Origin of the sequence: Bradyrhizobium sp. 956_D2_N1_4 (genome assembly GCF_052076025.1) — a bacterium.
Taxonomy (GTDB): domain Bacteria; phylum Pseudomonadota; class Alphaproteobacteria; order Rhizobiales; family Xanthobacteraceae; genus Bradyrhizobium; species Bradyrhizobium barranii.
The window spans coordinates 8001250-8027381 of record NZ_CP197237.1 but is presented as its reverse complement, the minus strand read 5'-3'; the positions used below and the strand labels follow the sequence as shown (position 1 = coordinate 8027381).

Here is a 26132-nt window from a genome sequence, read left to right as displayed (position 1 = left end):
AAATCCGGCACACTCGCCCCGCATTCTCCGTCATTGCGAGCGCAGCGAAGCAATCCAGTCTGTCTCCGCGGAAAGATTCTGGATTGCTTCGCTGCGCTCGCAATGACGATGCCTGAAAGTCCCTTATGCCGCTCGACCGCCGTACCCTGCTCGCCTCTCTCTGCTGGATGGCCGCCTCCCCCGCGCTCGCCGCGGAGGCGCCACCCGAGCTCGAATCCTACGAGCGCGAAACCGGCGGCCGGATCGGGGTCTATGCCGAGAACCTCGCGACTGGCGCGAAGCTCGCATGGCGCGCCGACGAGCGCTTCGTCATGTGCTCGACGTTCAAGGCTTCGCTCGCGGCCTGCGTGCTGACGCGGGCCGATCGCGGCGAGGAGCAGCGTGCGGCCATGATCCCCTACGGCAAGGCCGACCTGCTCGACTACGCGCCGGTCGCCAAACAAAATCTCGCCGCCGGCACGATGTCGGTGACCGACATGTGCAAGGCGATCGTCGAGCTCAGCGACAACACCTGCGCCAACCTGCTCTTGGCGCGGATCGGCGGCCCCGCCGCGCTCACGGCCTTCTGGCGATCGCTCGGCGACACCACCTCGCGGCTCGACCACAACGAGCCCGAGCTCAACCGCTCACCGCTCGGCAATCCCCAGGACACCACGACGCCGGCGGCGATGGCCGGCAATCTGAAGCGGCTGGTGGTAGGCGAAGCACTGTCGCCGGCCTCGCGGACCCAGCTCACCGAATGGATGGTGGGCTGCAAGACCGGCGCCAATCGGCTGCGCGGCGGCCTGCCGGCAGGCTGGAAGATCGGCGACAAGACCGGTAACAACGGCAAGGATGCGTCGGGCGATATCGCGGTCGTCTGGCCCAAGCTCGACAACAAGGCGGACGTACCAATCCTGATCGCGGCCTATACCCAGGGCGGCAGGCCCAACGCCGCGCAGATCGAAGCCGTGTTCGCGCGCGTCGGACGCATGGTGGCCGAACGGCTGGCGTGAGCCGCGACGCATTGACCTTTTGGCCGCTTCCGGGCCAAGACAGGCCATGATCGCAGCGAAATTTCAGACCTTTCTCATCCTGCTCACGGTGCTGGCCGGCACCGCGCTGGTCGCCCGCCGCTTCAACATCGCACCCGCCATTCTCCTGATGCTGTCCGGGGTCGGCCTCGCCTTCGTGCCGGGCATGCCGCCGGTGGAACTGCCGCCGGAACTGGTGCTGCTGATGGTGCTGCCGCCGCTGATCTACTCGGCGAGCGTCGCGATGAGCTGGCGCGAGTTCAGGAACAATCTGCGGCCGATCGTGCTGCTCGCGGTCGGCGCGGTGATCTTCACCGCGGCGCTGGTGGCTGCGGCCACGCATTATGTGATCGGCCTGCCCTGGACCATCGGATTCCTGCTGGGGGCCATCGTCGCGCCGCCCGACGTGGTGGCGCCGCTCGCGATCGCGCGCCGTCTGAACATACCGCGCCGGCTCCTGGTCATCCTCGAGGGCGAAGGGCTCGCGAACGACGCGACCGCTCTGATCCTCTACCGCTTCGCGCTTGCGGCCATCATGGTCGGCCATTTCTCACTGCCGCTGGCGGCTGGCGAGTTTGTCCTCATCGTCGCCAGCGAGATCGCCTTTGGCATCGGCATTGGCTGGCTCTCCCTTCGCTTCCGCAAATGGTCCAGGGATCCGCAGGTCGAGCTGACGCTGTCGCTGATCACGCCCTACGTCTCCTACTGGCTGCCCGAGCATCTCGGCGGCTCCGGCGTGATCGCGACCGTGGCCTGCGGCCTCTATGTGAGCTGGAACGGGCCGCTGCTGATCTCGGCGTCGACCCGCCTGCAAGGCATCTTCTTCTGGGATCTCATCATCTATCTGATCGAGGGCCTGCTATTCCTGCTCACCGGCTTCCAGATGCGGGCACTCTACGAGAAGTCGAAGGCGTTTCCGCTCGACGATATCATGATCGCGACCGCGGTGGTCCTGGCGGTCATCGTCATCGCACGCTTCGTCTGGCTGTATCCTGCGATCTATCTGCCGCGGATATTGAGCAAGAGCCTACGCAAGCGTGACCCATCGCCGCCATGGCAATGGCCGTTCGTGCTCGCCTTCACCGGCGTGCGCGGCGCGGTGTCGCTGGCGGCCGCGCTGGCGCTGCCGTTCGCGTTGCCTGATGGCAATGCCTTCCCGTATCGCGACCTGATCCTGTTCGTCGCCTTCGGAGTCATCTTCGTGACGCTGATCGGCGTCGGCCTGACGCTTCCGCCGGTGGTGCGCTGGCTCGGTGTCGCCGAGGCCGGCCGCAACGAGCATGTCGCCGAGCACGAGGCCGAGATCGCGGCACGCCGCCAGGCGCTCGAGGCGGCGCTGAAGTCGCTCGACGCGATGACCGAGGAAAAGGATGTGTCGGACGAGGTGATGCGGCTCCTGCGCGCGCGTCACGAGATTCGTGTCAACCAGCTTCCGGATTCACTCGACCCCAACCATCACGACGTCTCCGCCGCCGGCACCGCCCTGACTCGCGACCTGATCGTCGCCGAGCGAAAGTTCATCCACGACCTCCTGCGCGACGGCCAGATCACCGACGAGACGCGGCGCCGGATCGAGCGCGACCTGGACCTGGAAGAGGCAAGCCTGGCGAACAGGGAGTATCGGGGGGTGCCGTTGTAGCTTTTTCGTCATTGCGAGCGAAGCGAAGCAATCCGGACTGCTGCCGTGGAAAGACTCTGGATTGCTTCGCTTCGCTCGCAATGACGGCAGCGCCAACTATCGCCGCTCGCAAAATTCCCCGACCCCCGCCGCGACGGCGCCCGCAATCAACTCCTGCCGCTCCGACGAGTTCATCTCCATCTCCTCGTCGCGGTTGATGATCGAGCCGGCTTCGAGCAGCACTGCCGCGCTTCGCGTTCGCGACAGCACGATGAGCCCGTCATAGCGGTAGACGCCGACATCCTTGTCGAGCAGCTGGCGCCGGTAGCGGCCCATCACCGGCAGGGTGTATTGGCTGGCGTAGTGCAGCCCCTGCTCCTTCAACTGCCTGCCGATCATCCGGGCCAGCTTCAGGCTGCTGGTGAAGTGCGGATTGCGCTCGGACACGAACAGCGAGTGACCTGAGAAGCGGTCGCTGAAATAGCTCTTTGCGCCGTCGAATTCCCAGGTCTCGAGCAGCTTGTCCGGCACTGAGTCGTGATGGATCGACAGCACGAGATCGGCCCGGCCGTCATTCGCGGCACTGACGCGCTTGAACAGGCTCGGCCGCGCCTTGCCGTCCGTGACGAGCAGCCGGGTTGCGGTAAAGCCTTCGGATTTGAGTTTTGCCGTGACCAGCCTTGCGAGCCGGAAGTTGAAGCCGAACTCCGGATCATTGCGCGCGCTGAGAGCGCCGTAGGAGTCCGGGGTGTGCCCGACGTCGACGACGATCCGGAATTTCGGCATCTCACATTTGGCTGGTGCGGGCGCAGGCTTAGGTCTGGCTTTCGCAACCTTCCGGGCCGGGGCAGCACGGCCCGCGTCGATCGACGGAAGCAACAGTGCGACCAGCGACACGAGGAGAATTGTGACGATGCCCCGTCCTAACGACAAGTCCTACTCCGCTGCCACGATCAGATCGGACAGCTCGGGCATAGCGTCCGCCGGGACCGAGCCGGACTCGATCTGGAACTTGTTGTCCTCGGCGCGGAGCATGGCGGATCCTCCCGATTTGATTTTCGGGAAGATTGGCGCGGACGCGGGAAGACGTCAACGCAAGAACGGCTTCGTGAAGTGGGTTGGCGCAGCGCAATCGCCGCCTTTATCGCAGGCCGAAGGGGGCAGATCTTAGGGCTCCTATCCGCCCCCATCGCAACTACCTGACGGTGACGGCGACTGTGTATACCTTGCCATTATCCGGGTCGGTAGGGTCCGCCGTCACGCGCCGATACGTGAAGGAGTCTTCACCGACATACCCCTTCTTGGATTGGTACACCACGCTGGTGAGCCGCACGGTCTTGGCCTCTCCGCTTCTCAATTTGCGTTGCCCGGTGCTCGCTCGCGTCGTCACGGCACCGCTCTTCGGCGGAGTCACGACTTCAATGCTGACGGGCCAGACCTTGCCACTGCTGTCGACGCGCCAGTGTCCGCCGCATTTGCAGATTTCCTTTGCCTCGCCCGATTTCACGACGAGCGACGTGTTCCCCCCGCCCGCATGTGCGCCACAGAGGATTCCGAAGAACAGGACGAGCCCCGCGGTGATTTTGATCAAGAGGGCCGACGGTAGGCGTACCGGGTAGGTTGTCATTTCATAAGTCTCCAATGAAAAAATCTTAGAGTTATTGTATGGGATTGTTCCGGCTGGCGAGGCCGATGCACTCGTGCCCGGCTATCTCAAGGTTCTCGCGACTCGAAATCCAACGTTGCTCACGCGTCCTTCGGACTGCACGCCGTAACGGCTCCCCGCTTCGACTGCATCCGCCTTGCTGACCCAGGAGCCTCCCCTGAGGACACGCTGCTCGCATCGGCCTTTCAGCCAAGGACTCCCGTCCACAGGCGCGCCCTCATAAGTGTCGTTGACGCAATCCTCGACCCATTCCCAGATATTGCCGTGCACCTGATAGAGGCCCCACGGATTCGGCTGGAAGGAATCGACAGGAGCCGTCTTTTGCCCGGAGGCACCCTTTGCATTCTTGTCCTGGCTGGCCCTGTCATCGTAGTTGGCCTGGCCCCGAGACACGGAGACTCCCCACCAGAACGATGACGTCGTTCCCGCGCGCGTCACATATTCCCGCTCGGCTTCGCTCAGGAGGCGGTACGTCTTGCCGGTGCGGGCCGACAACCAGGCTGCATAGCTCTTGGCATCCGACCAGGAAATGTTGATCGCCGGTCGTCTCCCGCGGCCCCAACCGTTGTCCCAGGGCTTGTACCCATTGCATCCCCCATCGGCGACGCAGGCGTCCCATTCCGCAAACGTGACAGCGTAACGGCCAACCGCGAATGAATGGGCGAACGTCACCTTGTGGCGAGACGATTCCGCGGTGCGTTTCGATGCACTCTCCGACGTCCCCATCATGAACGCGCCCGGCGGGACCACAACCATCTCCGGACACTTTTCACATTCCTTGAAGCTGGCCTTCTGCTTCAGAGCCGCCTCTTCCGAATCGGACAACACCTTGATGCCGAGCGCCGTCAATCCTTCGCGCTGCTGGGTCGTGTCAGGAGCCGGAAGCGTGGCGTTGGTGGAGGCCACCTGCACCGCCTGTAACGCCTTGAGCCGCTCGCGAACCTCTGCCGACCGCGAGCTTTCGGGAAATTTTCTCAGAAATTCTTCGAACATGGCCGGCGACCGGCCGTCCTTTATCGCGTTCCAGACGATCTCATCGGTTGCGAGCGGGGCGGAGGAGGTGCCGCTGCCGCCGCGCGTTCCTTCTTCAGCTCGTCACGACGCGACAGTGCGGCGGAGAGGTGCGAACTGTTCGAATATTTGGCGGAATATTCCTCGAAGATCGCGGGGTCGTGCGACTCCTTGATCGCGTTCCAGACGATCTCATCTGCAGGCGGAGGTGGCGGCGCTTGAGCGGCGGCGATCTCCTTCCGCAGGTCATCCCCGCGCTGTCGTGCGGCCGCGATGTGCGGGCTCGCCACATATTTACTCACGAACTCATCGAAGATCGCGGGATCGCGCGATCCCTTGATCGCGGCCCAGACGATGTCCTCGGCGGCGGGAGGTGGCGGAGCTTGCGTGGCGGCAATCTGCTTTTTCAGCTCATCCCTGCGCCTCTGGGCGTCCGCCAGATGCGGGCTTGCCGGAAACTTGCTGGCGAAATCATCGAAGATTGCCGGATACGTCGAGCCTTTGATGGCATCCCAGACGACCTCGTCGGCGGTCGGAGGCGGTGGAACGCGGGCGGCAGCGGCGGCGATCTGCTTTTGCAGCTCGTCGGCGCGCGATTGCGCCTCGGCTCGATGCTTGCTGGCTGGAAACTTGCTGAGGAAATCATCGAAGATCGCGGGATAGTTCGAATCCCTGATCGCCGCCCAGACGATTTCGTCGGCGGTCGGCGGCGGGGGTATGCGCGCGGCAGCCGCAGCTTGCGCCTGCTTGAGCTCATCACGCCGTGATTGGGCCGCCTTCAGATGTGGCGTCGTCGGAAACTTCGCGATGAACTCCTCGAACACGGCCGGATAGGTCGAATCCTTCACGGCGTTCCAGACGATGTCATCCGTCGTTGGCGGTGGCGGCAGTTTCGGTGCATCGACGATCGAGATGACAGAGCCGCCCAGTGATCCATAGACGAACGGCTCCTGGTGACGATTGGTGACCTGCAGCACTTCGTCGCGAACTCGGCCGAATGCAATCCTCAAGTCCAAGCCGGGAGCGGCGATGTTGTGCAGCAGCGCGGCCGTGAAGGGACTGTTTTTGGCATCGCCGTCCAACGCAACCGATCCGGCCTTGGCCGCGAAGGCAATCAGCGTATCGGATATCGCGGGCTCGACCTTCGCCAACCCGCGACCGATCGATCGGGACGCTATGGTTCGCTTCATGGTCTTCAAGAACGGGTTGTCCCGGCACGCATCCAGGATGACGAGGCGAAGCCGCCTGGTGGGCTCGATCGATTTCAGAATGCGATCGAGGGAAATAGCCTCATCCTCGATGTCGAAATCGCGCGACAACTTCGCGTCGACGGGGATGACGTAGTTTGCACCATCGACCTCGATGCCATGGCCGGCGAAATAGACGACGGCCACGTCGGCATCGCTTGCCATCTCGGCGAAATCGCTGATCGCGCGCCGCATGTCTGAAATCCCAAGATCACGGCGGGCATCGACCGCGGAAAATCCTGCAGATCTGAACAGGGAGGCAATCTCGGCGGCGTCATTCCGGGGATTCGGAAGGCTCGGGACATTCCGGTACGACGAATTGCCAATCACCAGAGCGACGCGCTTCTCGGCCAGCGCCTGACCCGCGAACCCGTAAAAAACGAGCGCAAGAATGGTAGCCGCCACCCAGCGCATAATTCCCCCCAAATCGCCCTTTGCGAGTATATCGCTGGTTGTAGCCCCTGCAAGCAGCACCGCGAGCCCACATCATTCGACGGGGGCGATACCAAGTCCGTGATTCAGGTCACTGAGCGATTGGCGACGGCGGCGACTTAGATCGGCCTTTCCCCCTTCACCGTCACGCGCGTCCCTGAACGCGTATGCGGCCAGTAGTCCCACATTGCGCGGTGCTGGGTGCAGCGGTTGTCCCAGAACGCGATGGCGTTCTCGGTCCAGCGGAAGCGGCACTGGAACAGCGGGTTCTCGGCGTGCTGGTAGAGATAGGCGAGCATCGCATCGCTCTCGTCGTGCGGGATACCGTTGATGTGGCGGGTGAAGCCGCGGTTGACGTAGAGCGCCTTCCTGCCCGTCACCGGATGCGTGCGCACCACCGGATGCTCGGCGCTCGGATAGGACGGACGATCGGCGACGCCGTAATTGGCGTAAAGCCCGCGATAGATCGGCTCGCCGTCATGCAGCGCAGTCAGCCCGTCGAGATAGGCCTTCATCCGATCCGACAGCGCCTCATAGGCCGCGTACATGTTGGCGAACAGCGTGTCGCCGCCGCGCGGCGGGCACTGCTTGATGTAGAGGATCGAGCCCATCGGCGGCTCGAGATCGCAGGACACGTCCGAGTGCCAGCCCTCGCCGTTCGCCCGCGGCGAGTTCTTGTCGGCGTAGATCTTCATCAGCGCCGGATCTTCGTCCTCATGCGGCGCGGCAGGATGGAAATGCAGCTCGCCGAACTTGCGGCCGAACGCGAGATGCTGTTTTGGCGTGATGTCTTGATCGCGGAAGAAGATGACGAGGTTTTCGGCAAGCGCGCGGTGGATCTCGTCCATCTGTCGGTTGGAGCGGGCATCGCCATCGACGAGACTGCCGAGGTCGACGCCGGATATTTCCGCGCCGATGATGGGGGTGAGCTTTTCGACCGCGATGGTCTCGTAAGCCGCGCCGTCTTCAGCCGTGTGGCGGTAGCGCGGACCTTGCTTGCCGGATAGCGAGCTCATGGGTGTTGCTCCCAATCATTGTTGATTGGGGACATCGTAGCCCGGACGGAGCGAAGCGCAATCCGGGAACGGTCGTTCCGCGGTGGGCAGCGCCCCGGATTTCACGGTCGCGCAAAAAATAAGGCGGGTTACGCTTGCGCTAACCCGCCCTACAATTTCAATGTTGAGTGGGCGCTTACTCCGCCGCGGTCACCGGCACCTTGGCGCCCTGGCCGTAGCGCTGGTCGATGTAGTCGATCACCAGCGCCTTGAAGTCGGCGGAGATGGTCGGGCCGCGCAGCGTGCGGAATTTCTTGCCGTCGACGAACACGGGCGCGGCCGGCGCTTCGCCGGTGCCGGGCAGCGAGATGCCGATATTGGCGTGCTTGGATTCGCCGGGGCCGTTGACGATGCAGCCCATCACCGCGACGTTGAGCTCTTCGACGCCCGGATATTTCGTCTTCCAGCCCGGCATCTCGTCGCGGATGAACGCCTGGATCGAGCTCGCCAGCTCCTGGAACGTGGTCGATGTGGTGCGGCCGCAGCCGGGGCACGCCGCAACCAGCGGCACGAAGGTGCGGAAGCCCATGGTCTGCAGCAATTCCTGGCCGACCTGCACTTCGCGGGTGCGGTCGCCGCCGGGCTCCGGCGTCAGCGAGATGCGGATGGTGTCGCCGATGCCCTGCTGAAGCAGGATGCCGAGCGCGGCCGACGAGGCCACGATGCCCTTGGTGCCCATGCCGGCCTCGGTGAGACCGAGATGGATGGCGTAATCGGAACGCGCCGCGAGATCCTGATAGACCGCGATCAGATCCTGCACCGCCGACACCTTTGCGGACAGGATGATGCGATCCTTGGGCATGCCGAGCTCTTCGGCGCGCGCGGCCGAGAGCAGCGCCGACTGCACCATGGCCTCGCGCGTCACCGCGCGCACGTCGCGCGGATTGTCGGACGCGGCGTTCTCGTCCATCAGCTTGGTCAGCAGCTCCTGGTCGAGCGAGCCCCAATTGGCGCCGATGCGGACCGGCTTGCTGTTCTTGTTCGCGATCTCGATGATGTCGGCGAACTGGGTGTCGCGCTTGTCCTTGAAGCCGACATTGCCGGGATTGATGCGATATTTCGCGAGCGCCTCGGCGCAGGCCGGATAGGCCGCGAGCAGCTTGTGGCCGATATAATGGAAGTCGCCGATCAGCGGCGTGGTGATGCCGCGCTTGGCGAGGCCATCGCGGATGTGCGGAACGGCGGCGGCAGCCTCCTCGCGGTCCACGGTGATGCGGACCATTTCGGAGCCGGCGCGCGCGAGCGCTGCGACCTGGGCGATGGTGCCGTCGATGTCGGCGGTGTCGGTGTTGGTCATCGACTGCACGACGATCGGCGCACCGCCGCCGACGGCGACGTCGCCGACCTTGACCTGGGTGGTCCGGTGCCGGGGCGCCGGGCCCGCGATGTCGGAATCAATGGGGTTTTCGAGCTTGTTCATGGGGTCCAAATATCAGGTTTTGGTGACGTTGAGCAATGCATCGCGCGGCGCCGCAGCCGTTGAGCTGGGACGGTTAACCAGGAAAAGCCCAGCAATTACAAGGATCGCAGCGGCCCCGAATGTCAGGCTCAAGGTGTCGTGCATGATGAAATAGCTACCCACCACGCCAAACAAAGGGGTGATGAAGGTAAAAGCCGACAATTTGCTGGCCGAATAGGTCTTCACCAGCGCAAACCAAAGCGTGAACGTGGTTCCAACCACCCAGATCGCCTGGAAGGCCATCAGGCCGAGCGACAGCGGCGACGGGGTCCGGGTGATGGTCTCGCCAAACAGCCAGGCGGCGGTGCCCAGGATCGGGATCGAGGTCGCGACCTGATAGCCGAGTGCCTTTTCCGGCGCCGCGAAGCGCAGCCGGGTGCCCTTGGCGACCAGTGTGGTCGCCGCCCAAAGCCCCGCGCCGGCCACGATCAGGAGATCGCCGAGCAGGATGTGCGAATCCACATTGGGCTGCGGCACGCCGATCGCGAGCGCAACTCCGGCAAAGCTCACAGCCAGCCCCAGCCATTGGGTGCCGCCGAGCCGCTCGCCGAGCACCTGGTAGGACCCGAGCGCGACGAAGAATGGCGCCGTGTAGAGGAACACCACCGCGCGCGAGGCCGAGGTCAGGCGCAGGCCCTGGAAAATCAGCACGAACTCGACGCCGAACATCAGCCCGGCGATCAGGCCGGCCTTCCAGGTGCCGTCGCGCTCGAAGAATTTGACGCCGCGCAAGCTGCCGATAATGAACAGCACGGGCAACGCACCCATCGAGCGGATCATCGCCTGGAGCATCGGCGGCACCTCCGGCAGCACCAGCTTCACTGCGATCTGATTGAAACCCCAGGTCAGGCACAGCATGAGCATCAGGGCGATGGCGCCGGCACTGAGGGGGCGACCGGCGGACGGTATGGCTTGTGGTGCGGACATTTCTTCCCGAATACCGGCTTGCGCCGTTGTTGCTTTATGCAGCTTTCTGACAATGGGCGCAGACGCCCGTAATCTCCACCACGGACAATTTTGGTGCGAAGCCTGAGCTGCGCGCGGCGGCATTGAGGTCCTTGGCGAAGGACGCCGACGGGATCTCGCCGACCAGGCCGCAGCGCTCGCAGATCAGGAACGCTACCGCCGAGGTCGCGTCATGGTCGTGGGCGGCGCAGGCGAGATAGGCGTTGCGGCTTTCGATGCGGTGCACGAGGCCGTTGGCCATCAGGAAATCGAGCGCCCGGTAGACCGTGATCGGCGCCGGCCGCGGCATCGACTTTGCCAATTCGTCGATGATCTCATAGGCGCCGAGCGGCCGGTGGCTGGAGAGCAGCGCTCCCAGCACCTGGCGGCGGATCGGCGTGAATTTCTGCGCGCGAGCCTCGCAAACCGTCTCGGCGTGCGCCAGCGCGTCCGCGGTGCAGCGGCCGTGATCGTGGTCAGGCGTTGGAAATGCCGGCTTTGCGAGGGTCATGTGGCCTGCCTTCTAGCATTTCGGCCGTGGAACCCAAAGCGCGACGGGGAATGCGCCTGTCAGCCATGCTCTTGCTGCGGGACAGCGTCCCGCTAATCCGCCACGAAATAATCATAAGCTTGCTTATTATAGTCAAGCTCATTGGAGATAACGTTATGACCCGCGGGTCCGTCGACCAGAACTTCCTGTTCACGCTCGGTGAACTCTACCGCCTCTTGCGGGTCTATGCCGACAAGGAAGCATCGCGCTTCGGCATCACCCGCGCGCAATGGGCGGTCCTTGCCAAGGTCGAGCGCAGCGAGGGCATGAAGCAGTCGGAACTCGCCGAGTTGCTGGAGATGCAGCCGATCACGCTGACGCGCCTGATCGACAAGCTCTGCGACAGCGACTGGATCGAGCGCCGCAGCGACGCCTCGGACCGCCGCGTCAAGCGCCTCTATCTCAAGAAGGCCGGCCGTGCGCTGCTCGGCAAGATGAGCGGCCTGAAATCGGAACTCACCGCGAACGCACTCGACGGCATCAGCCCGGCGGACGCCCACCGTCTCCTCACCCAACTCGAATCCATCAAGGAAAACGTGCGTAACGCGATCCAGACATCCGGCGCGGAACAAGCGCGTAAGGAGCAGCGCTATGGCTGATCAGGTCCTCAAGTTCCAGCCCGAGCAGAAGAGCGACAGCGGCAAGCCCACCAAGAAAGCCGGCACCGATCCGCGCCGCCGCCTGGTGGCGGGCCTGCGCCGCTATCGCCGCTTCCTGCTGCTGGTCGTGCTGCCGCTCGTCGTCGCCGTCGGCGGCCTCACCTTCTATCTGAACGGCGGCCGCTATGTCGGCACTGACGATGCCTATGTCGGCGCGCAGAAGGTCCTGGTGACGCCCGACATCTCCGGCAAGATCCAGAAGGTCGTCGTGAGGGAAGGCCAGATCGTCAAGCAAGGCGACGAGCTGTTCGAGATCGATCCCGTGCCGTTCCGCCTCGCGGTGGACGAGGCCAGGGCGCAGCTGATGCAGGCGCAGTCGACCTATGACAATCTCCGCGCCAACATCAAGATCTACGGCGACATGCTCAACCTCGCGCAACAGGGCGTCGACCTGAAGCAGCGCGACGTCGAGCGCAAGCAGGCGCTGGTGAAGAACAGCTACGGCTCGCAACTCGACCTCGACAACTCCGCGAACGCGCTGGTCACGTCCGGTTCGATCGCGCAATACGTCAAGCAGCAGATCTCGACGGCCAAGACGCAGCTGCTCGGCGACACCGACCTGCCGCTGGAGAAATTCCCCCCTTACGCGCAGGCCAAGTCCAAGCTTGACAATGCCGAGCGCAATCTCGACCACGCCGTGGTGCGGGCATCGATGGGCGGCGTTGCGACGCAGGTCGAGCAGATTCAGCTCGGCCGCTACGTCACCGCCGGCACGCCAGTGTTCTCCATCATCGACGTCGCTCACCCCTGGGTCGACGCCAATCCGAAGGAGAGCGACCTCACCCACGTCACCGAGGGACAGCCTGTTACCCTCGAGGTCGACGCGTTTCCGAACCACGTCTTCAAGGGCAAGATCGGTTCGCTCTCGCCCGGCACCGGCGCGCAATTCGCGATCCTGCCGCCGCAGAACGCCACCGGCAATTTCGTCAAGGTGGTGCAGCGCGTGCCTGTCAGGATCTATTTCGACGAGACCGACAAATACGTGCGAAAGCTGAAGGCCGGCATGAGCGTCTACGCCACCATCGACACCGGCCACAAGCGCTCGCTCGCCGGCCTGTTCGGATTGTCGGCGACGGCGAACCAGGACAAGGACTGATCCGATGTCCGGCCCCAATGCCAGCCTGATGGTCCCCGGCCTACGCCGGAACATGGTGACGATCTGCGCCATGACCGCGACCATCATGCAGGCGCTGGACACCACCATCGCCAACGTCGCCTTGCCCTACATGCAGGGCTCACTGTCGGCCTCGCAGGACCAGATCAACTGGGTCTTGACCTCCTACATCGTCGCCGCCGCGATCATGACGGCGCCGGTCGGCTGGATCGCCAACCGCTTCGGCCGCAAGCGCATCTTCATCATCTGCGCCGCCGGCTTCACCTTCGCATCCGTGCTGTGCGGGCTGGCGCAGGACATCAACCAGATGGTGCTGTTCCGCCTGCTGCAAGGCGTGTTCGGCGCGGCCCTGGTGCCGCTGTCGCAATCGGTCATGCTCGACTATTACACGCTCCAGGAACGCGCCAAGGCGATGTCGATCTGGGGTATGGGCGTGATGATGGGCCCGATCATGGGACCCTCCCTCGGGGCCTGGCTGACCGAGACCTATTCCTGGCACTGGGTGTTCTTCGTCAATTTGCCGTTCGGCGCCATCACCGTGCTCGGCCTGATCGTCTTCATGGACGAGACCCGGAAGGATATCAGCCTCAAATTCGACTGGTTCGGCTTCGCCGCGCTGGCGCTCGCGATCGGCTCGCTTCAACTCGCGCTCGACCGCGGCGAGCAATTGGGCTGGCTCGAATCCGGCGAGATCATCGCGGAGTTTATCGTCTCAGCCGTCGCCTTCTATTTCTTTCTCGCGCACTCCTTCACGACGTCGACGCCGTTCATCCGCTTCGCGCTTTTCAAGGATCGCAATTTCGTCACCGGCTGTATGTTCATGGTCGTGATGGGGCTCGTGCTGTTCTCGACCATGGCGCTGGCCTCGCCCTACATGCAGAACGTGATCGGCTATCCCATCATTACCGCCGGCCTGCTGCTGGCGAGCCGCGGCTTCGGCACCTTCTTTGCCATGATGCTGGTTGGCCGCATGATGCGTTATTTCGAGGCACGCACACTGATCATCACCGGCCTGACGCTGACCGCGGGCTCGCTGTTCCAGATGACCGGGTGGACCGACCTGACCCAGGTGCCGGAGATCGTCACCGTCAGCGTCATCCAGGGCTTCGGCTTCGGCCTCGTCTTCGTGCCGCTCTCGACGGTGGCGTTCCTGACCTTGTCGAACGAGCTGCGTACCGACGGCACCGCGATGCTGACCCTGATGCGCAACGTCGCGAGCTCGGTCGGCATCTCCGTCGTCATCGCCGAGCTGACGCAGGGAACGCGACGGACCTACGCGATCCTGTCCGAATACATCAACCCGTTCAACCACGCACTCCAGATGCCCAGCGTCAGCGGTATGATCAATCTCTCCACCGACGCCGGCCGCGCCATGGCCGACAGAATGGTCAGCGTGCAGGCCCAGATCATCGCCTTTGCGCACGACTATATGCTGGTGATGATCTTCATCCTCTGCACCATCCCGCTCGCCTTGCTGATCGGCTCGACCAAGGCCACGCTGCGCAAGCAGGCGGCCGGGCCGGAACATGCGGTGATGGAGTAGCCACAGGTGTCATGCCCCGGCTTGACCGGGGCATTCAGTAAGCCGCGGCTTCTCTGAATCCCACAACCGTCTCTGGAATACTGGGTCGCCCGGTCAAGCCGGGCAACGACAGCGAACAGGTGGCACGAGCTTCTACAACAACTCCTCGCAGCCCAAATCGTCCACCGCCATCATCACCCGCTCCAGATTGTTCCACCAGATCACCGGCGGGATGTTGATGCTCCACTGCCAGACCGGCTTGGTGATGTGCCAGAGCACGGACCAACGGTAGTCGCGATCGAGCGCACCTCGCGTGTAGCCCGTGATGCCGCTTTCGATCAGCGTGTCATGATAGAAATTGAGCAGCGAGCGTTCGAGCGCCTGCCGTCGCTCCGGGTACCATTGCATCGCCATCATGTAGGCGAGATCGTTGGTCGGGACGTCGATGCCCCACAGGTCGAAGTCGAAGATGCGCGCGGTATCGGCGACACCGGTGCGGGGCAGCAGGAAATTCCAGCTATGGGCATCACCATGGGTGATGCTGAGATGACGGCGCGAATGATAGCGCTCGGATAGCCGGGCCGACTGATCGATGAGGCGACGGTAGATGAGGCGTCGCTCCTCGCTGAGACGGTCACCGAGCAAATCGGCAAAGCGGTCGTAATGACCCGCGAACGCCTCCATGTGCTGCGTGCTGTCTTCGGTACTCGCCCAGCGGCCGACGGTCTCGCCGAGATCGGGATGGTCCCACCAGGCCGCATGCCAGCGCGCCAGCGTCGTGACGATCGCGATCGCCTGCTCGCGTGACGGCGGCAGCGGCCATTGCGTTGCGACCTCGTGGCTGTCGGTGAGATCCTCGAGCAGCAGGTGCCAGGCGAGGCTCTCCTCGTCGAAATGCGCGTCGAAGCAGCGCGGCACGAGTCCCAGCGGCATCTTCGGCGCGGGCTGCGTGTAGTAGGCCACCTCGTGCCGGCCGGCATTGGCGAGCGTCTGTGCGAACGCGGAATTGGCGGTCTTCAGGATCAGCGATTGCGGCGCACCGGCGGATTCCCCGACATAGCGCAGGCCGAGGCGGACGATGTGTGACACGACGGTGTCACGCTGATGCAGCACCTTCACCTCGCGCACCGCGCCAGCGTCCAGCACGCCACCCCTGCGCAGCGCAGCCGTCAGTTGGGCGGGCTCAACGACCGCCGGCAGTTGTGGAGGTGTCATGACCACGATGCCCCTGTCCCGCGCCATACTGCACGATCACGACCCCACGCACCAGCCGCAGACCTCGCGCCCGGCTCAAGCCGCTGCGGTCGAGTCGCGCACGGTCCGGACGACGACCGACCGCAGCGATTCCAGGTTGGCCGCCATGCCCGCGATCGCCTGCCTCACCTCCGTGGCGCGCTCGTCCACCGAGGCGGCGTCGCGGCTGACATTGGCGATCTTGGCCGAGACCTCCTTCGCAGCGGATGCCGATTCGGAAATCGATCGCGCGATCTCCCGCGTTGCGGAGTCCTGTTCTTCCATCGCCGCCGCGACCGATGTCGCCACGCCGTCGATCTCGACGATGTGGCCTCCCATCGTCTCGACGGCATCGACTGCGGCCTGGGTCGAGGCCTGAACCTCGGCGATCAGGCGCCCGATCTCTTCGGTGGATTTGGCGGTCTGGTCGGACAGCGATTTCACTTCGGCCGCAACCACCGCAAAGCCGCGGCCGGCCTCGCCGGCCCGCGCGGCCTCGATCGTGGCATTGAGCGCCAGGAGGTTGGTCTGGCCGGCGATGCCGCCAATGAGGTCGGAGACCTCCGCAATCTTCTTCACCGCGCCCGCCAGCGCCTGGATGGTCGAACGCGCCTGCTCGCGGCCCGCGACCGCCGATTTCGTGACCGTGCTGGTCCGCGCCACCTGCGTTGCGATGTCCCGGATCGAGGCGCTCAGTTGTTCGGCGGCGGCCGAGACGGTCTGCGAGCTGCCCAGCGCCTGGGTGGAGGCCGAGGCCACCGCCTGCGACCCCGCGGACAGCGACCGGGCGATCTCGGACAGGCTGGAGGCGGCCCGTTCGACGCCCTGGCTTGCCACGCTCGCGGAATCGACCGAGCGGCCGGTCTCGCGCTCGACGGTCTCGGCCATCTGGTGCAGGGCGCCGCGCTTGGCAGTCGCGGCCTCCTGGTCCTTCCGCAACTGCTCCTCGCGCAGGCGCGAATTCTCGATCGCCCCCTGCTTGAACACCTGGAGCGCACCCGCCATCGAGCCGACCTCGTCCTGGCGGTGCGCGAAGGGGATGTCGACAGCGAGTTCGCCGGTCGCGAGCTTCTGCATCGTGTCCGTCATGCGCACGATCGGGCGCACCACGCCAAGCGCGACGCCGAGCAGGCCTGCAGCAATGAGGGCCAGGACGGCTGCGGAGACGCCGAGGAGAAAGTAGAGGATCGAGCTGTCGCGCTCGGCCGCCAGCTTCTCCATGTCGGCATTCTGCTTGTTGGAGCTCTCGACGATGCTGTCGATGACGGCGCGGTGCGCGGTGTAGGCGTCCTTGAGCTGCGCATAGGCGCGTTCGGCGCCGGCCACGTCCTTGGCTTTGAGGGCCGGCAGGAGCTGGTCGGACAAAAGCTTCCAGAATTTCTGCACCTCGGCGTCGGATTTCGACACCAGCGCCGTCTTCAGATCGGTGGAGAGGCTGGAGGTGGTCCAGAATGCCTTGCGCTCATCGTAATCCTTGCGGAGCTGGACCAGGCGTTCGCCATGGGCCGACAGCTGGTCCGGCTCGCGCATGGCGAGCGTGGCCTCGAGATAGGCTTCGATCACATATTCGGGCGGCGGCAGGATGTCCGCGATGAGGTCGTTGCCGAGCTTGATGTCGGAGTAAAGCGGACCGCCGACCTTGAGCTCGCGCAGGGCGTAAAGGCTGGTCGAGACGACGGCAGTAAAGCCGATGGCGAGCACGATCCCGAATGCAATGACTGCAGAAGAAAGCGAGAGACGAATTTTCATGAAACAATCCAATGGCGCAGGTCGAAATCCGAACGGACCCTAAACAACTGCGGTAAACACGGGATTGCTTCGCGCGGAAATTGTATCCCGCGGGCACCGGAAAATTACGAAAAGAGGACGTCAGTCGGTCGTTTTTGAGTCAGCGAGACCGACTCGGGGCACGAACAGAAACGTCTCAGCCCCGATTCAACGCAGCGACCAGCTCAGTTGCGCTGGATGAGAAACGCGTGGCGGCTGCCGATATCGCCGTCACGCGTTGCTGCCTCACATGTCGAAGAAGACCGTCTCGTCGTCGCCCTGAAGCCGCAGGTCGAGCCGATAGACCGCCTTCCCCGCCTCGCGCGTCGCGATCAGCGTCGCGCGGCGATCGGCCGGCACCAGTCCCAGCACGGGATCGGCGGCATTGCCGGCCTCGTCGCTGAAATAGATACGGGTGTAGAGATGCCGCAGCATGCCGCGGCCGAACACCGCAAGCACGATGTGCGGCGCCTGTGGCTTGCCGTCGGGATCGGGCACCGCGCCCGGCTTGACGGTGTCGAAGGAATAATTGCCGTCCTTGTCGGTGCCGCAGCGGGCAAAGCCGCGGAAGCTGGCATTGGGCAGCGCGCGCTTGTCCTGGGGGTCGGCGAAGCGGCCCTGCGCATCCGCCTGCCAGATCTCCAGCATGACGTCGGGCACCACGACGCCGTCGCCGTCGAACACGCGGCCTTCGATGCGGACGCGATCCCCGGTGACGTCGGGCGTCAGCGTCGAGTTGGTGAACGCGTCGTTCCAGGCGTATTCGCCGGTCGGCGTCAGGCCGTATTTGAAGAACGGACCGACGGTCTGCGATGGGGTAATACCGTTGTCCTGCACTTAAGTGTTCTCCATTGGCGTGGCGTTCTTGCCGCGCAGCACGATGTCAAAGCGGTAGCACAGCGCCCATTCGGGCTGGGTGTTCTCGAGGTCGAATGACGACACCATCCGCGCCCGCGCCTTCTCGTCCGGCACCGAGTTGAAGATCGGGTCGAACGGAAACAGCGGGTCGTTCGGGAAATACATCTGCGTCACGAGCCGCGTGACGAAGGAATGGCCGAACACCGACAGATGGATATGCGCGGGACGCCAGGCGTTGTGGTGATTGCCCCAGGGATAGGCGCCAGGCTTGATGGTGACGAAGCGGTAGTAGCCGTCGGCATCGCTCACGGTGCGGCCCGCGCCGGTGAAGTTCGGATCGAGCGGCGCCGGATGCTGGTCGCGGACGTGGACGTAACGGCCGCAGGAATTGGCCTGCCAGATCTCGACCAGCGAGTTCGGCACGCCGCGGCCATCCTCGTCGCGCACATGGCCATGCACGATGATGCGCTCGCCGATCGGCTCGCCGGTATGCTGGGTGGTGAGATCGGCATCGCCCTCGCGCACGGTCTCGTGGCCGTAGACCGGGCCGGTCAATTCCGACAGCGTGTGGCGCATCGGGATCAAGGGCTTGTTCGGCGCGCGCTTGATCGAGCTCTTGTATTCGGGCGACAGCGGCAGGGGATGCGCCTTGTTGCTGTCGACGGGATAGATGAATGTCATTGGCGAACTCCTCCCCGGCCATTTTGCTCCGGCCGGTCAACGCTTCCCCCGATCATTATAGAACATAACTAATCTAGGGAAGCGGGTTTGGCAGGTGTCCTGCGCCCGGCAGGACCGCCCTATTTGATCGGCGGACGCGGCAGTACGGCCTCACCGGCCTCCAGCCGGTAGGTGTGGTCGAGCGAATACCAGGGGGTCGGGACGTCTCGTGCGGTCGGATGCGGCGTGTCGTGGCGCTGGAACTTGCCGATCAGTGCCTGCGTCACCCCGAACTGCACGTCGCTGTCGATATGCGGGTCGGCGGGGTCGTAGACCTGCGAGATCAGCACCTTGAATCCGGGCTTGAAGATCAGCGCGTGCAGATGCGCGGGCCGATAGGGATGCCGGCTCTGCGCCTCGAGGAGGCGCCCGACCACGCCATTGGTCGGGATGGGATAGCCCACCATCATCACCGAGCGGAAGGCGAAGCGTCCGTCCTGGTCGGTCGTGAACTTGCCGCGCAGGTTCATGTCGGCCTGATCAGGGTCCTGGTTCTCGTAGAGACCGACCGGCGAGGCGTGCCAGACATCGATCTCCGCACCCGTGACGGGACGGCCGTCCCTGTCGATGACGCGGGCGCTGACGAACAGCGGCGCGCCGGGCGTCTCCGAGCGGACGATCGAGCCGCCATTCTCGACCCGCGGCGAGTTCAGCCGCCAGAACGGGCCGAGCAGCGACTGATCGGTTTCGGTATTGCCCTGATCGCCGTTGTTGAGCAGGCACACCAGCGGCGAGACGCCGAGCGAGCCCGCCATCAGCACGACTTCGTTGTGCGTGTCGGTCGTGAGCTTGCCGAGCTCGGCCACGATCGCGGTCGCGTCCCGGAATTCCTTCTCGGTCAGGCGGACATCGCGGACGAAGGCGTGCAGATGCTTGACCAGGGAGACCATGATCTGGCGCAGCCGCGGATCGGACGTCCGCTCCATCACCGCCAGTGCAGCGGCCGTGACGTCCTGCTCGCGCTCGATGATCACGGGACGGTCCCCTCACCTTGCGTCATGGCCGGGCTTGTCCCGGCCATCCACGACTTTCTTCTCGCGGCACCAAGAACGTGGATGCCCGGGACAAGCCCGGGCATGACGAGTCTGTGGCACCCGTCTCCGGGATGACGGGCCACTTGGTGGCCCGTCAGTTCAGCTTCTCGATCGCAACGGCAACGCCCTGGCCAACGCCGACGCACATCGTGGCCAGCGCGAGCTTGCCGCCGCGCTTTTCCATGCCGTGGACGGCGGTGAGCGCAAGACGGGCGCCGCTCATGCCGAGGGGATGGCCGAGCGCGATGGCGCCGCCATGCGGATTGACGAAATCGGCGTCGTCGGCAACGCCGAGCTGGCGCATGCAGGCGATGCCCTGCGAGGCGAAGGCCTCGTTGAGCTCGATCAGGTCGAAATCGCTGATCTTCTTGCCGAGGCGTTCCATCAGCTTGCGGGTCGCCGGCACCGGGCCGATGCCCATGATGCGCGGCGGCACGCCGGCCGAGGCGAGGCCGAGGATGCGGGCGCGCGGGGTGAGGCCATGCTTCTTCACAGCGGCTTCAGAGGCCAGGATCATCGCGGCGGCGCCGTCATTGACCCCGGAGGCGTTGCCGGCGGTCACGGTGCCGGGATTGCGCACGATCGGCTTCAGTTTTGCCAGGCCCTCCAGCGTCGTCTCCGGACGCGGATGCTCGTCCTTGTCGATCGTGATCGGGCCCGCCTTGCCGCCGGGGATGGTGATCGGCGTGATCTCCTCGGCAAAATAACCCGCCGCGATCGCTGCGCCCGCGCGCTGCTGCGAACGGATGGCGAAGGCGTCCTGGTCGGCGCGCGAGACCTGGAATTCCTCGGCGACGTTCTCGCCGGTCTCCGGCATGGCGTCGACGCCATACTGCGCCTTCAACAGCGGATTGATGAAACGCCAGCCGATGGTGGTGTCAAAAATCTCGGCGGAGCGGGAGAAGGCCTCCTGCGCCTTGCCCATCACGAACGGCGCGCGGGTCATGGATTCGACGCCACCGGCGATCGCAAGCTCGATCTCGCCGGAGCGGATGGCGCGGCCGGCCGCACCGACCGCGTCCAGGCCGGAGGCACAGAGCCGGTTCAGGGTCTGGCCGGGAACCGAATCCGGCAGGCCCGCAAGCAGCAGGGCCATGCGCGCGACGTTGCGGTTGTCCTCGCCGGCCTGGTTGGCGCAGCCGAAGAAGACTTCGTCGACCTGTGCCCAGTCGAGATTGGGATGCTTGGCCATCAGCGCCTTGATCGGGGCCGCCGCGAGGTCGTCGGCGCGCACCTTGGCGAGCGAGCCGCCGAAACGGCCGATCGGGGTCCGCACGGCATCGCAGATAAAGACGTCACGCATCGTTGTTCTCCCTGAATGCCGCGGTCCGGCCCAAATTCTTCAATGTCCGCGGAGTTTTAGGAGGGCGCCCGCGGCAGGTCAATTGACGGTTTCTTGCTTGTTCCGAGGGGGGCGCACGCTGCCAATGCATGCCGTGGTGCGGACAACGTGGAAAACCTCCCCTCGCCGGCCAAACCGGTAGGAGCAGGAGGCGAAATTTTGTAGGTTGCGCCGCCCATGACAATGCAACAGCCGATACCTGTGCCGCCCCCTGACGAAGCGCCCACGCCGCCGGCGGAAGCCATCGCGCGCGTCACGCCGATGATGGAACAGTACCTTGAGATCAAGGCGGCGCATCAGGGCCTGCTGCTGTTCTACCGGATGGGCGACTTCTACGAGCTGTTCTTCGAGGACGCCGAGATCGCCTCGAAGACGCTCGGCATCGTGCTGACCAAGCGCGGCAAGCATCAGGGCGCCGACATCCCGATGTGCGGCGTGCCGGTCGAGCGTTCCGAGGATTATCTGCATCGCCTGATCAACGCCGGCCACCGGGTCGCGGTTTGCGAGCAGACCGAGGATCCCGCCGCCGCCAAAGCACGCGGCAACAAGAGCGTGGTGCGCCGTGGTGTGGTGCGGCTGGTCACGCCGGGCACGCTGACCGAGGACACGCTGTTAGATGCGCGCGCCAACAATTATCTGCTGGCGATCGCGCGCGCCCGCGCCTCCGGTGGCGGCGACCGTTTTGGGCTTGCCTGGATCGACATCTCGACCGCCGAATTCACGGTGATGGAATGCTCTAGCGGCGAGCTCGCCGCAACGCTGGCGCGCATCAATCCGAACGAGGCGATCGTCACCGACGCGCTCTACAATGACAGCGAGCTTGGACAGACCTTGCGCGAGCTGCCGGCGGTGACGCCGCTGACCCGCGACGTATTCGATGGCGCCACCGCGGAAAAACGCCTGTGCGATTATTTCGCTGTCGCGACCATGGACGGGCTGGCGCAACTCACGCGGCTCGAAGCGACCGCTGCAGCCGCCGCCGTCACCTATGTCGACCGGACCCAGGTCGGCAAGCATCCGCCGCTGTCGCCGCCCGCGCGCGAGGCCTCGGGCGCGACCATGGCGATCGATCCGGCCACCCGCGCCAATCTCGAATTGACGCGAACGCTCGCGGGCGAACGCCGCGGCTCGCTGCTCGACGCGATCGACTGCACGGTGACCTCGGCCGGCTCGCGCCTGCTGGCGCAGCGGCTGGCGGCGCCGCTGACGGACGCGCCGGCGATCGCGCGGCGGCTCGATGCCGTGAGCGCCTTCGTTGCGGACTCCGCTGCGCGCGAAGACATCCGCAGCATCCTGCGCGGCGCGCCCGACATGTCGCGGGCGCTGGCCCGCCTCTCGGTCGGCCGCGGCGGACCGCGCGACCTCGCCGGCCTGCGCGACGGCATCATCGCCGCCGACCAGGTGCTGACGCGCCTCGGCGAGCTCGACCAGCCGCCGCAGGAGATCGCCGTGGTGATGGCGGCCTTGCAGCGTCCGTCGCGCGAGCTCGCATCCGAGTTTGCCCGCGCCCTCGACGAGCAGCTGCCGCTGATCAAGCGCGACGGCGGCTTTGTTCGCCAGGGCTACGAGCCCGCCCTCGACGAAGCGCGCAATCTGCGTGACGCCTCGCGCCTCGTGGTCGCCTCGATGCAGGCGCGCTACGCCGACCATACCGGCGTGAAGGGCCTCAAGATCCGGCACAACAACGTGCTCGGCTATTTCGTCGAGGTCACCGCGCAGCACGGCGACAAGCTGATGTCGGCGCCGCTGAACGCGACCTTCATCCATCGCCAGACGCTGGCGGGCCAGGTGCGCTTCACCACCTCGGAGCTCGGCGAGATCGAGGCCAAGATCGCCAATGCCGGCGACCGCGCGCTCGGCCTCGAGCTCGAGATCTTCGAGCGGCTGTCCGCGAAGGCGCTTGATATCAGCGACGATCTCCGCGCCGCCGCCCATGCCTTTGCGCTGCTCGACGTCGCGACCTCGCTGGCCAAGCTCGCGGTCGACGACAATTATGTGCGGCCGGACGTGGATGACTCCCTCGGCTTCGCGATCGAGGCGGGCCGCCATCCCGTCGTGGAACAGGCGCTCAAGCGCAATGGCGAGCCGTTCATTGCCAATGCCTGCGATCTCTCGCCAACACCGGCGCAAAAATCCGGCCAGCTCTGGCTGCTCACCGGTCCCAACATGGCCGGTAAATCGACCTTCCTGCGCCAGAACGCGCTGATCGCGCTCCTGGCGCAGATCGGAAGCTTCGTGCCGGCGACGCGCGCGCGGATCGGCATCATCGACCGCCTGTTCTCGCGCGTCGGCGCCGCCGACGATCTCGCGCGCGGCCGCTCCACCTTCATGGTGGAGATGGTCGAGACCGCAGCGATCCTGAACCAGGCCGGCGAGCGCGCGCTCGTGATCCTCGACGAGATCGGCCGCGGCACCGCGACGTTCGACGGCCTCTCCATCGCCTGGGCCGCGATCGAGCATCTGCACGAGAGCAACCGCTGCCGCACGCTGTTCGCGACGCATTATCACGAACTGACGGCGCTCTCGGCAAAACTGCCGCGCATGTTCAACGCGACGGTGCGGGTGAAGGAATGGCAGGGCAATGTCGTGTTCCTGCACGAGGTGCTGCCGGGCTCGGCCGACCGCTCCTACGGCATCCAGGTCGCCAAGCTCGCAGGCCTGCCGCCGGCCGTGATCACGCGCGCCAAATCCGTGTTGGCGAAGCTCGAGGCGCAGGATCGCGGCCAGACCGCGCGGGCCCTCGCCGACGACCTGCCGCTGTTCGCCGTGCCCTCACGCGCCGCCGCGGAAGCCGCGCCGCCGAGCGAGGCCGAGCTATTGATGGACGCCGTGAAGGCCCTCCACCCGGACGAGATGTCCCCGCGCGAGGCGCTGGATGCGCTCTATGCGTTGAAGGCCAAGCTGCCGAAGCAGTGACGGTGCCGTAGGGTGGGCAAAGCGCAGCGTGACCACCATTCAACGACCAATTCGCGGAAAGATGGTGGGCACGGCGCGCGAAGAGCGCGCCTTTGCCCACCCTACGACTTCTGCGCGCTTGGCTTACGCCCTTGCCGCCATCGCAGCAGCTTCCGCGGCGGCGCGCTGCATGCTGGTCGACATCTCGTTCGTGACCGTGCTCTGCTCCTCGACGGCGGCGGCTGTCGAGGTGACGTATTCGCTGACGTTGTTGATGGCCTGCTTGATCGAGCCGAGCGCGCTGACGACGTCGCCGGAGATGCCGTTGAGGCTGCCGATCTCCTGGCCGATCTTGTCGGTCGCCTGTCTCGCCTGATTGGCGAGGCTCTTCACCTCGGAAGCGACCACCGCGAAGCCGCGGCCAGCCTCGCCGGCGCGCGCCGATTCGATCGTGGCGTTGAGCGCGAGCAGGTTGATCTGACTGGTAATGCTGTTGATCATCTCGATGATGCCGCTCATCGCCTTCGCCGCCTCGGTCAGCCGCTGCGCCTGCGCGTCGGCAGAGGCAACCTGCTCCACCGCGCTCATCGCGGTCTCGCGGGACTTGGTCATCGCTTCGGAGATCTCGCGCACCGACGCGTTCAGCTCCTCCGAGCCTGCGGCGACCGATTCCATCATGCCGCGGACGCGCTCATTGCCCATGCGGACCAGCACCTGCCGCGTGGTGTCAGTGGCGTATTTCACGACCTTGAACGGCTTGCCGTTGAGATCGAGGATCGGGTTGTAGGAGGCCTGGATGTAGACCTCCTTGCCGCCCTTGCCGATGCGCTTGTATTCAGCCGCCTGGTACTGGCCGCGATTGAGCGTTGCCCAGAACTCGCGATAGGCAGCGCCGTCGCGCTCCGACGGCTCGACGAACATGCTGTGATGCTTGCCCTTGATCTCGGCCAGCGAATAGCCGAGCGTGCCGAGAAAATTGGCATTGGCGGTGATGATCGTGCCGTCCATGTTGAATTCGATCACGGCCTGCGCCTTGTCGATCGCCGAGATCTGACCAGCGAGGTCGGCGTTCTTTAGCTTCTCCGCGGTGACGTCGGTCGCAAATTTGGCAACGCCGAACGGCTTGCCGTTCTCGTCGAGCAGCGGGTTATAAGAGGCGAGGATCCAGACCTCGCGGCCGCCCTTGCCGATACGTTTGTATTCGCCCGCCTGGTATTCACCGCGGTTGAGCCTGGCCCAGAATTCGCGATAGGCCGCGCTGTCGCGCTCAGCGGGGGCTACGAACAGGCTGTGATGCTTGCCCTCGATCTCGGCCAGCGAATAGCCGAGCGCCTGGCAGAAATTCTGGTTCGCAGTCACGATAGTGCCGTCGAGCTTGAACTCGATGACGGCCTGGGCGCGGCCGATGGCGGACACCTTGGAGGCTTCCGTCATGGCATTGATCTTCTTCGCGGTGATATCGGTCGCGATCTTCACGACCTTGACTGGCTTGCCGTCGCCGTCAAGCACGGGATTATACGACGCCTCGATCCAGATCTCGCGACCGCCCTTTGCAATCCGCTTGAACTCCGCGGCCTGGAACTCGCCGCTCTTCAACGCGGACCAGAACGCCTTGTACGCCGCGCCGCCTCGCTGATCGGCGGGCACGAACATGGAGTGATGCTTTCCCTTGATCTCCTCCAGCCCATAGCCCAGGGCCTTCAGGAAATTCTCGTTCGCGGTGAGGATGGTGCCATCCAGTGCAAATTCGATCGTCGCCTGCGAACGGCCGATGGCGTCGAGCTGTGCCTGGGCATTTCCATGGGAATTACGACCAAACATCAAAACATCTCCGGAATGGATCGCATGGTGCCGCAGCGCAACGCGCCTCAAAGACAGGCGAGCGGACGCCCTCGGACAGACCGAGCGTTGGAATATGACTAGCTGTGAACTATGTGGGTCCGTTCACGCGTACAGAGGACCCGCCTTGATGCCCATGTCCGCCCAAACGCG

21 protein-coding genes are annotated in these 26132 nt (G+C 64.8%); 6 read left to right on the top strand and 15 right to left on the bottom strand.

The window, feature by feature from the left end; translation table 11 throughout:
• Window positions 1-125 precede the first annotated feature (125 nt).
• Both bla and AB7535_RS37860 read left to right on the top strand, forming a co-directional pair.
• The gene (bla, locus tag AB7535_RS37865; protein WP_354113312.1) at window positions 126-995 is read left to right on the top strand and encodes a class A beta-lactamase; all 870 of its coding nucleotides are present in this window, start codon (window positions 126-128) and stop codon (window positions 993-995) included.
• Between the two features lie 46 nt (window positions 996-1041).
• Window positions 1042-2652: a Na+/H+ antiporter gene (locus AB7535_RS37860; RefSeq protein WP_439037549.1), complete on the top strand. Its 1611-nt coding sequence runs from the start codon at window positions 1042-1044 to the stop codon at window positions 2650-2652.
• Window positions 2653-2748: 96 nt separating this feature from the next.
• Here the strand turns inward: AB7535_RS37860 and AB7535_RS37855 are convergent, their stop codons facing one another.
• The 8 genes from AB7535_RS37855 to AB7535_RS37820 all read right to left on the bottom strand — a co-directional run bounded on the left by AB7535_RS37855 (window position 2749) and on the right by AB7535_RS37820 (window position 10957).
• Window positions 2749-3564: an N-acetylmuramoyl-L-alanine amidase gene (locus AB7535_RS37855; protein WP_354113310.1), complete on the bottom strand. Its 816-nt coding sequence runs from the start codon at window positions 3562-3564 to the stop codon at window positions 2749-2751.
• Window positions 3565-3826: 262 nt separating this feature from the next.
• Window positions 3827-4258 carry a hypothetical protein gene (locus AB7535_RS37850; protein WP_063980026.1) on the bottom strand — a complete coding sequence of 144 codons (432 nt, stop codon included), beginning with the start codon at window positions 4256-4258 and terminating at the stop codon, window positions 3827-3829.
• 81 nt (window positions 4259-4339) lie between these two features.
• Window positions 4340-5290, bottom strand: coding sequence for a formylglycine-generating enzyme family protein (locus tag AB7535_RS37845; RefSeq protein WP_439037548.1), 951 nt, complete (start codon window positions 5288-5290; stop codon window positions 4340-4342).
• A 20-nt stretch (window positions 5291-5310) separates the two neighbouring features.
• Window positions 5311-6969: a caspase family protein gene (locus AB7535_RS37840; RefSeq protein WP_439037547.1), complete on the bottom strand. Its 1659-nt coding sequence runs from the start codon at window positions 6967-6969 to the stop codon at window positions 5311-5313.
• Window positions 6970-7106: 137 nt separating this feature from the next.
• Window positions 7107-8003, bottom strand: a complete 897-nt coding sequence (locus AB7535_RS37835; RefSeq protein WP_439037546.1) for a TauD/TfdA dioxygenase family protein — start codon at window positions 8001-8003, stop codon at window positions 7107-7109.
• 175 nt (window positions 8004-8178) lie between these two features.
• Complete coding sequence (gene ispG / locus AB7535_RS37830; RefSeq protein WP_354113307.1) at window positions 8179-9462, bottom strand: flavodoxin-dependent (E)-4-hydroxy-3-methylbut-2-enyl-diphosphate synthase; 1284 nt, start codon at window positions 9460-9462, stop codon at window positions 8179-8181.
• A 12-nt stretch (window positions 9463-9474) separates the two neighbouring features.
• The gene (locus tag AB7535_RS37825) at window positions 9475-10428 is read right to left on the bottom strand and encodes a DMT family transporter (protein ID WP_354113306.1); all 954 of its coding nucleotides are present in this window, start codon (window positions 10426-10428) and stop codon (window positions 9475-9477) included.
• A gap of 34 nt (window positions 10429-10462) precedes the next feature.
• Window positions 10463-10957: a Fur family transcriptional regulator gene (locus AB7535_RS37820; RefSeq protein WP_038943833.1), complete on the bottom strand. Its 495-nt coding sequence runs from the start codon at window positions 10955-10957 to the stop codon at window positions 10463-10465.
• Between the two features lie 155 nt (window positions 10958-11112).
• Between AB7535_RS37820 and AB7535_RS37815 the strand changes: the two genes are divergently transcribed.
• From AB7535_RS37815 to AB7535_RS37805, 3 genes are read left to right on the top strand one after another with little or no spacing between them, the layout of a single operon-like run.
• Complete coding sequence (locus tag AB7535_RS37815) at window positions 11113-11595, top strand: MarR family winged helix-turn-helix transcriptional regulator (RefSeq protein WP_014491125.1); 483 nt, start codon at window positions 11113-11115, stop codon at window positions 11593-11595.
• Window positions 11588-12751 carry an HlyD family secretion protein gene (locus tag AB7535_RS37810; RefSeq protein WP_354113305.1) on the top strand — a complete coding sequence of 388 codons (1164 nt, stop codon included), beginning with the start codon at window positions 11588-11590 and terminating at the stop codon, window positions 12749-12751. The genes AB7535_RS37815 and AB7535_RS37810 overlap by 8 nt, the downstream gene beginning before the upstream one ends.
• 4 nt (window positions 12752-12755) lie before the next feature.
• Entirely contained in the window at window positions 12756-14312 is a 1557-nt protein-coding gene (locus tag AB7535_RS37805; RefSeq protein ID WP_354113304.1) for an MDR family MFS transporter, read from the top strand.
• 132 nt (window positions 14313-14444) lie between these two features.
• Here AB7535_RS37805 and AB7535_RS37800 read toward each other — a convergent pair whose 3' ends face one another.
• The 6 genes from AB7535_RS37800 to pcaF all read right to left on the bottom strand — a co-directional run bounded on the left by AB7535_RS37800 (window position 14445) and on the right by pcaF (window position 21206).
• A complete protein-coding gene (locus AB7535_RS37800) occupies window positions 14445-15533 on the bottom strand; it encodes a phosphotransferase (protein ID WP_354113303.1) in 1089 nt (362 codons plus the stop codon).
• Between the two features lie 48 nt (window positions 15534-15581).
• Window positions 15582-17273, bottom strand: coding sequence for a methyl-accepting chemotaxis protein (locus AB7535_RS37795; RefSeq protein ID WP_354113302.1), 1692 nt, complete (start codon window positions 17271-17273; stop codon window positions 15582-15584).
• A 264-nt stretch (window positions 17274-17537) separates the two neighbouring features.
• A complete protein-coding gene (gene pcaG, locus AB7535_RS37790; protein WP_071909018.1) occupies window positions 17538-18128 on the bottom strand; it encodes a protocatechuate 3,4-dioxygenase subunit alpha in 591 nt (196 codons plus the stop codon).
• Window positions 18129-18830, bottom strand: coding sequence for a protocatechuate 3,4-dioxygenase subunit beta (gene pcaH / locus AB7535_RS37785; RefSeq protein WP_028149381.1), 702 nt, complete (start codon window positions 18828-18830; stop codon window positions 18129-18131).
• Between the two features lie 119 nt (window positions 18831-18949).
• Entirely contained in the window at window positions 18950-19843 is an 894-nt protein-coding gene (locus AB7535_RS37780; protein ID WP_354113301.1) for a dioxygenase family protein, read from the bottom strand.
• 154 nt (window positions 19844-19997) lie between these two features.
• Window positions 19998-21206 (bottom strand): 3-oxoadipyl-CoA thiolase, encoded by a 1209-nt coding sequence (gene pcaF, locus AB7535_RS37775; RefSeq protein ID WP_071909016.1) that lies wholly within the window; start codon window positions 21204-21206, stop codon window positions 19998-20000.
• Window positions 21207-21422: 216 nt separating this feature from the next.
• Here pcaF and mutS point away from each other — a divergent pair, with 216 nt between their 5' ends.
• Window positions 21423-24161: a DNA mismatch repair protein MutS gene (gene mutS, locus AB7535_RS37770; RefSeq protein WP_354113300.1), complete on the top strand. Its 2739-nt coding sequence runs from the start codon at window positions 21423-21425 to the stop codon at window positions 24159-24161.
• Between the two features lie 123 nt (window positions 24162-24284).
• Here the strand turns inward: mutS and AB7535_RS37765 are convergent, their stop codons facing one another.
• Window positions 24285-25961 (bottom strand): methyl-accepting chemotaxis protein, encoded by a 1677-nt coding sequence (locus AB7535_RS37765; protein ID WP_354113299.1) that lies wholly within the window; start codon window positions 25959-25961, stop codon window positions 24285-24287.
• Window positions 25962-26132: the final 171 nt, after the last annotated feature.

Excerpts from the sequence above, each read along its gene's own strand:
- bla (WP_354113312.1), top strand. The coding sequence starts at position 126 with ATGCCGCTCGACCGCCGTACCCTGCTCGCCTCTCTCTGCTGGATGGCC.
- AB7535_RS37860 (WP_439037549.1), top strand. The coding sequence starts at position 1,042 with ATGATCGCAGCGAAATTTCAGACCTTTCTCATCCTGCTCACGGTGCTG.
- AB7535_RS37850 (WP_063980026.1), bottom strand. The coding sequence starts at position 4,258 with ATGACAACCTACCCGGTACGCCTACCGTCGGCCCTCTTGATCAAAATC.
- AB7535_RS37845 (WP_439037548.1), bottom strand. The coding sequence starts at position 5,290 with ATGTTCGAAGAATTTCTGAGAAAATTTCCCGAAAGCTCGCGGTCGGCA.
- AB7535_RS37840 (WP_439037547.1), bottom strand. The coding sequence starts at position 6,969 with ATGCGCTGGGTGGCGGCTACCATTCTTGCGCTCGTTTTTTACGGGTTC.
- AB7535_RS37835 (WP_439037546.1), bottom strand. The coding sequence starts at position 8,003 with ATGAGCTCGCTATCCGGCAAGCAAGGTCCGCGCTACCGCCACACGGCT.
- ispG (WP_354113307.1), bottom strand. The coding sequence starts at position 9,462 with ATGAACAAGCTCGAAAACCCCATTGATTCCGACATCGCGGGCCCGGCG.
- AB7535_RS37825 (WP_354113306.1), bottom strand. The coding sequence starts at position 10,428 with ATGTCCGCACCACAAGCCATACCGTCCGCCGGTCGCCCCCTCAGTGCC.
- AB7535_RS37820 (WP_038943833.1), bottom strand. The coding sequence starts at position 10,957 with ATGACCCTCGCAAAGCCGGCATTTCCAACGCCTGACCACGATCACGGC.
- AB7535_RS37815 (WP_014491125.1), top strand. The coding sequence starts at position 11,113 with ATGACCCGCGGGTCCGTCGACCAGAACTTCCTGTTCACGCTCGGTGAA.
- AB7535_RS37810 (WP_354113305.1), top strand. The coding sequence starts at position 11,588 with ATGGCTGATCAGGTCCTCAAGTTCCAGCCCGAGCAGAAGAGCGACAGC.
- AB7535_RS37805 (WP_354113304.1), top strand. The coding sequence starts at position 12,756 with ATGTCCGGCCCCAATGCCAGCCTGATGGTCCCCGGCCTACGCCGGAAC.
- AB7535_RS37800 (WP_354113303.1), bottom strand. The coding sequence starts at position 15,533 with ATGGCGCGGGACAGGGGCATCGTGGTCATGACACCTCCACAACTGCCG.
- AB7535_RS37795 (WP_354113302.1), bottom strand. The coding sequence starts at position 17,273 with ATGAAAATTCGTCTCTCGCTTTCTTCTGCAGTCATTGCATTCGGGATC.
- pcaH (WP_028149381.1), bottom strand. The coding sequence starts at position 18,830 with ATGACATTCATCTATCCCGTCGACAGCAACAAGGCGCATCCCCTGCCG.
- pcaF (WP_071909016.1), bottom strand. The coding sequence starts at position 21,206 with ATGCGTGACGTCTTTATCTGCGATGCCGTGCGGACCCCGATCGGCCGT.
- mutS (WP_354113300.1), top strand. The coding sequence starts at position 21,423 with ATGACAATGCAACAGCCGATACCTGTGCCGCCCCCTGACGAAGCGCCC.
- AB7535_RS37765 (WP_354113299.1), bottom strand. The coding sequence starts at position 25,961 with ATGTTTGGTCGTAATTCCCATGGAAATGCCCAGGCACAGCTCGACGCC.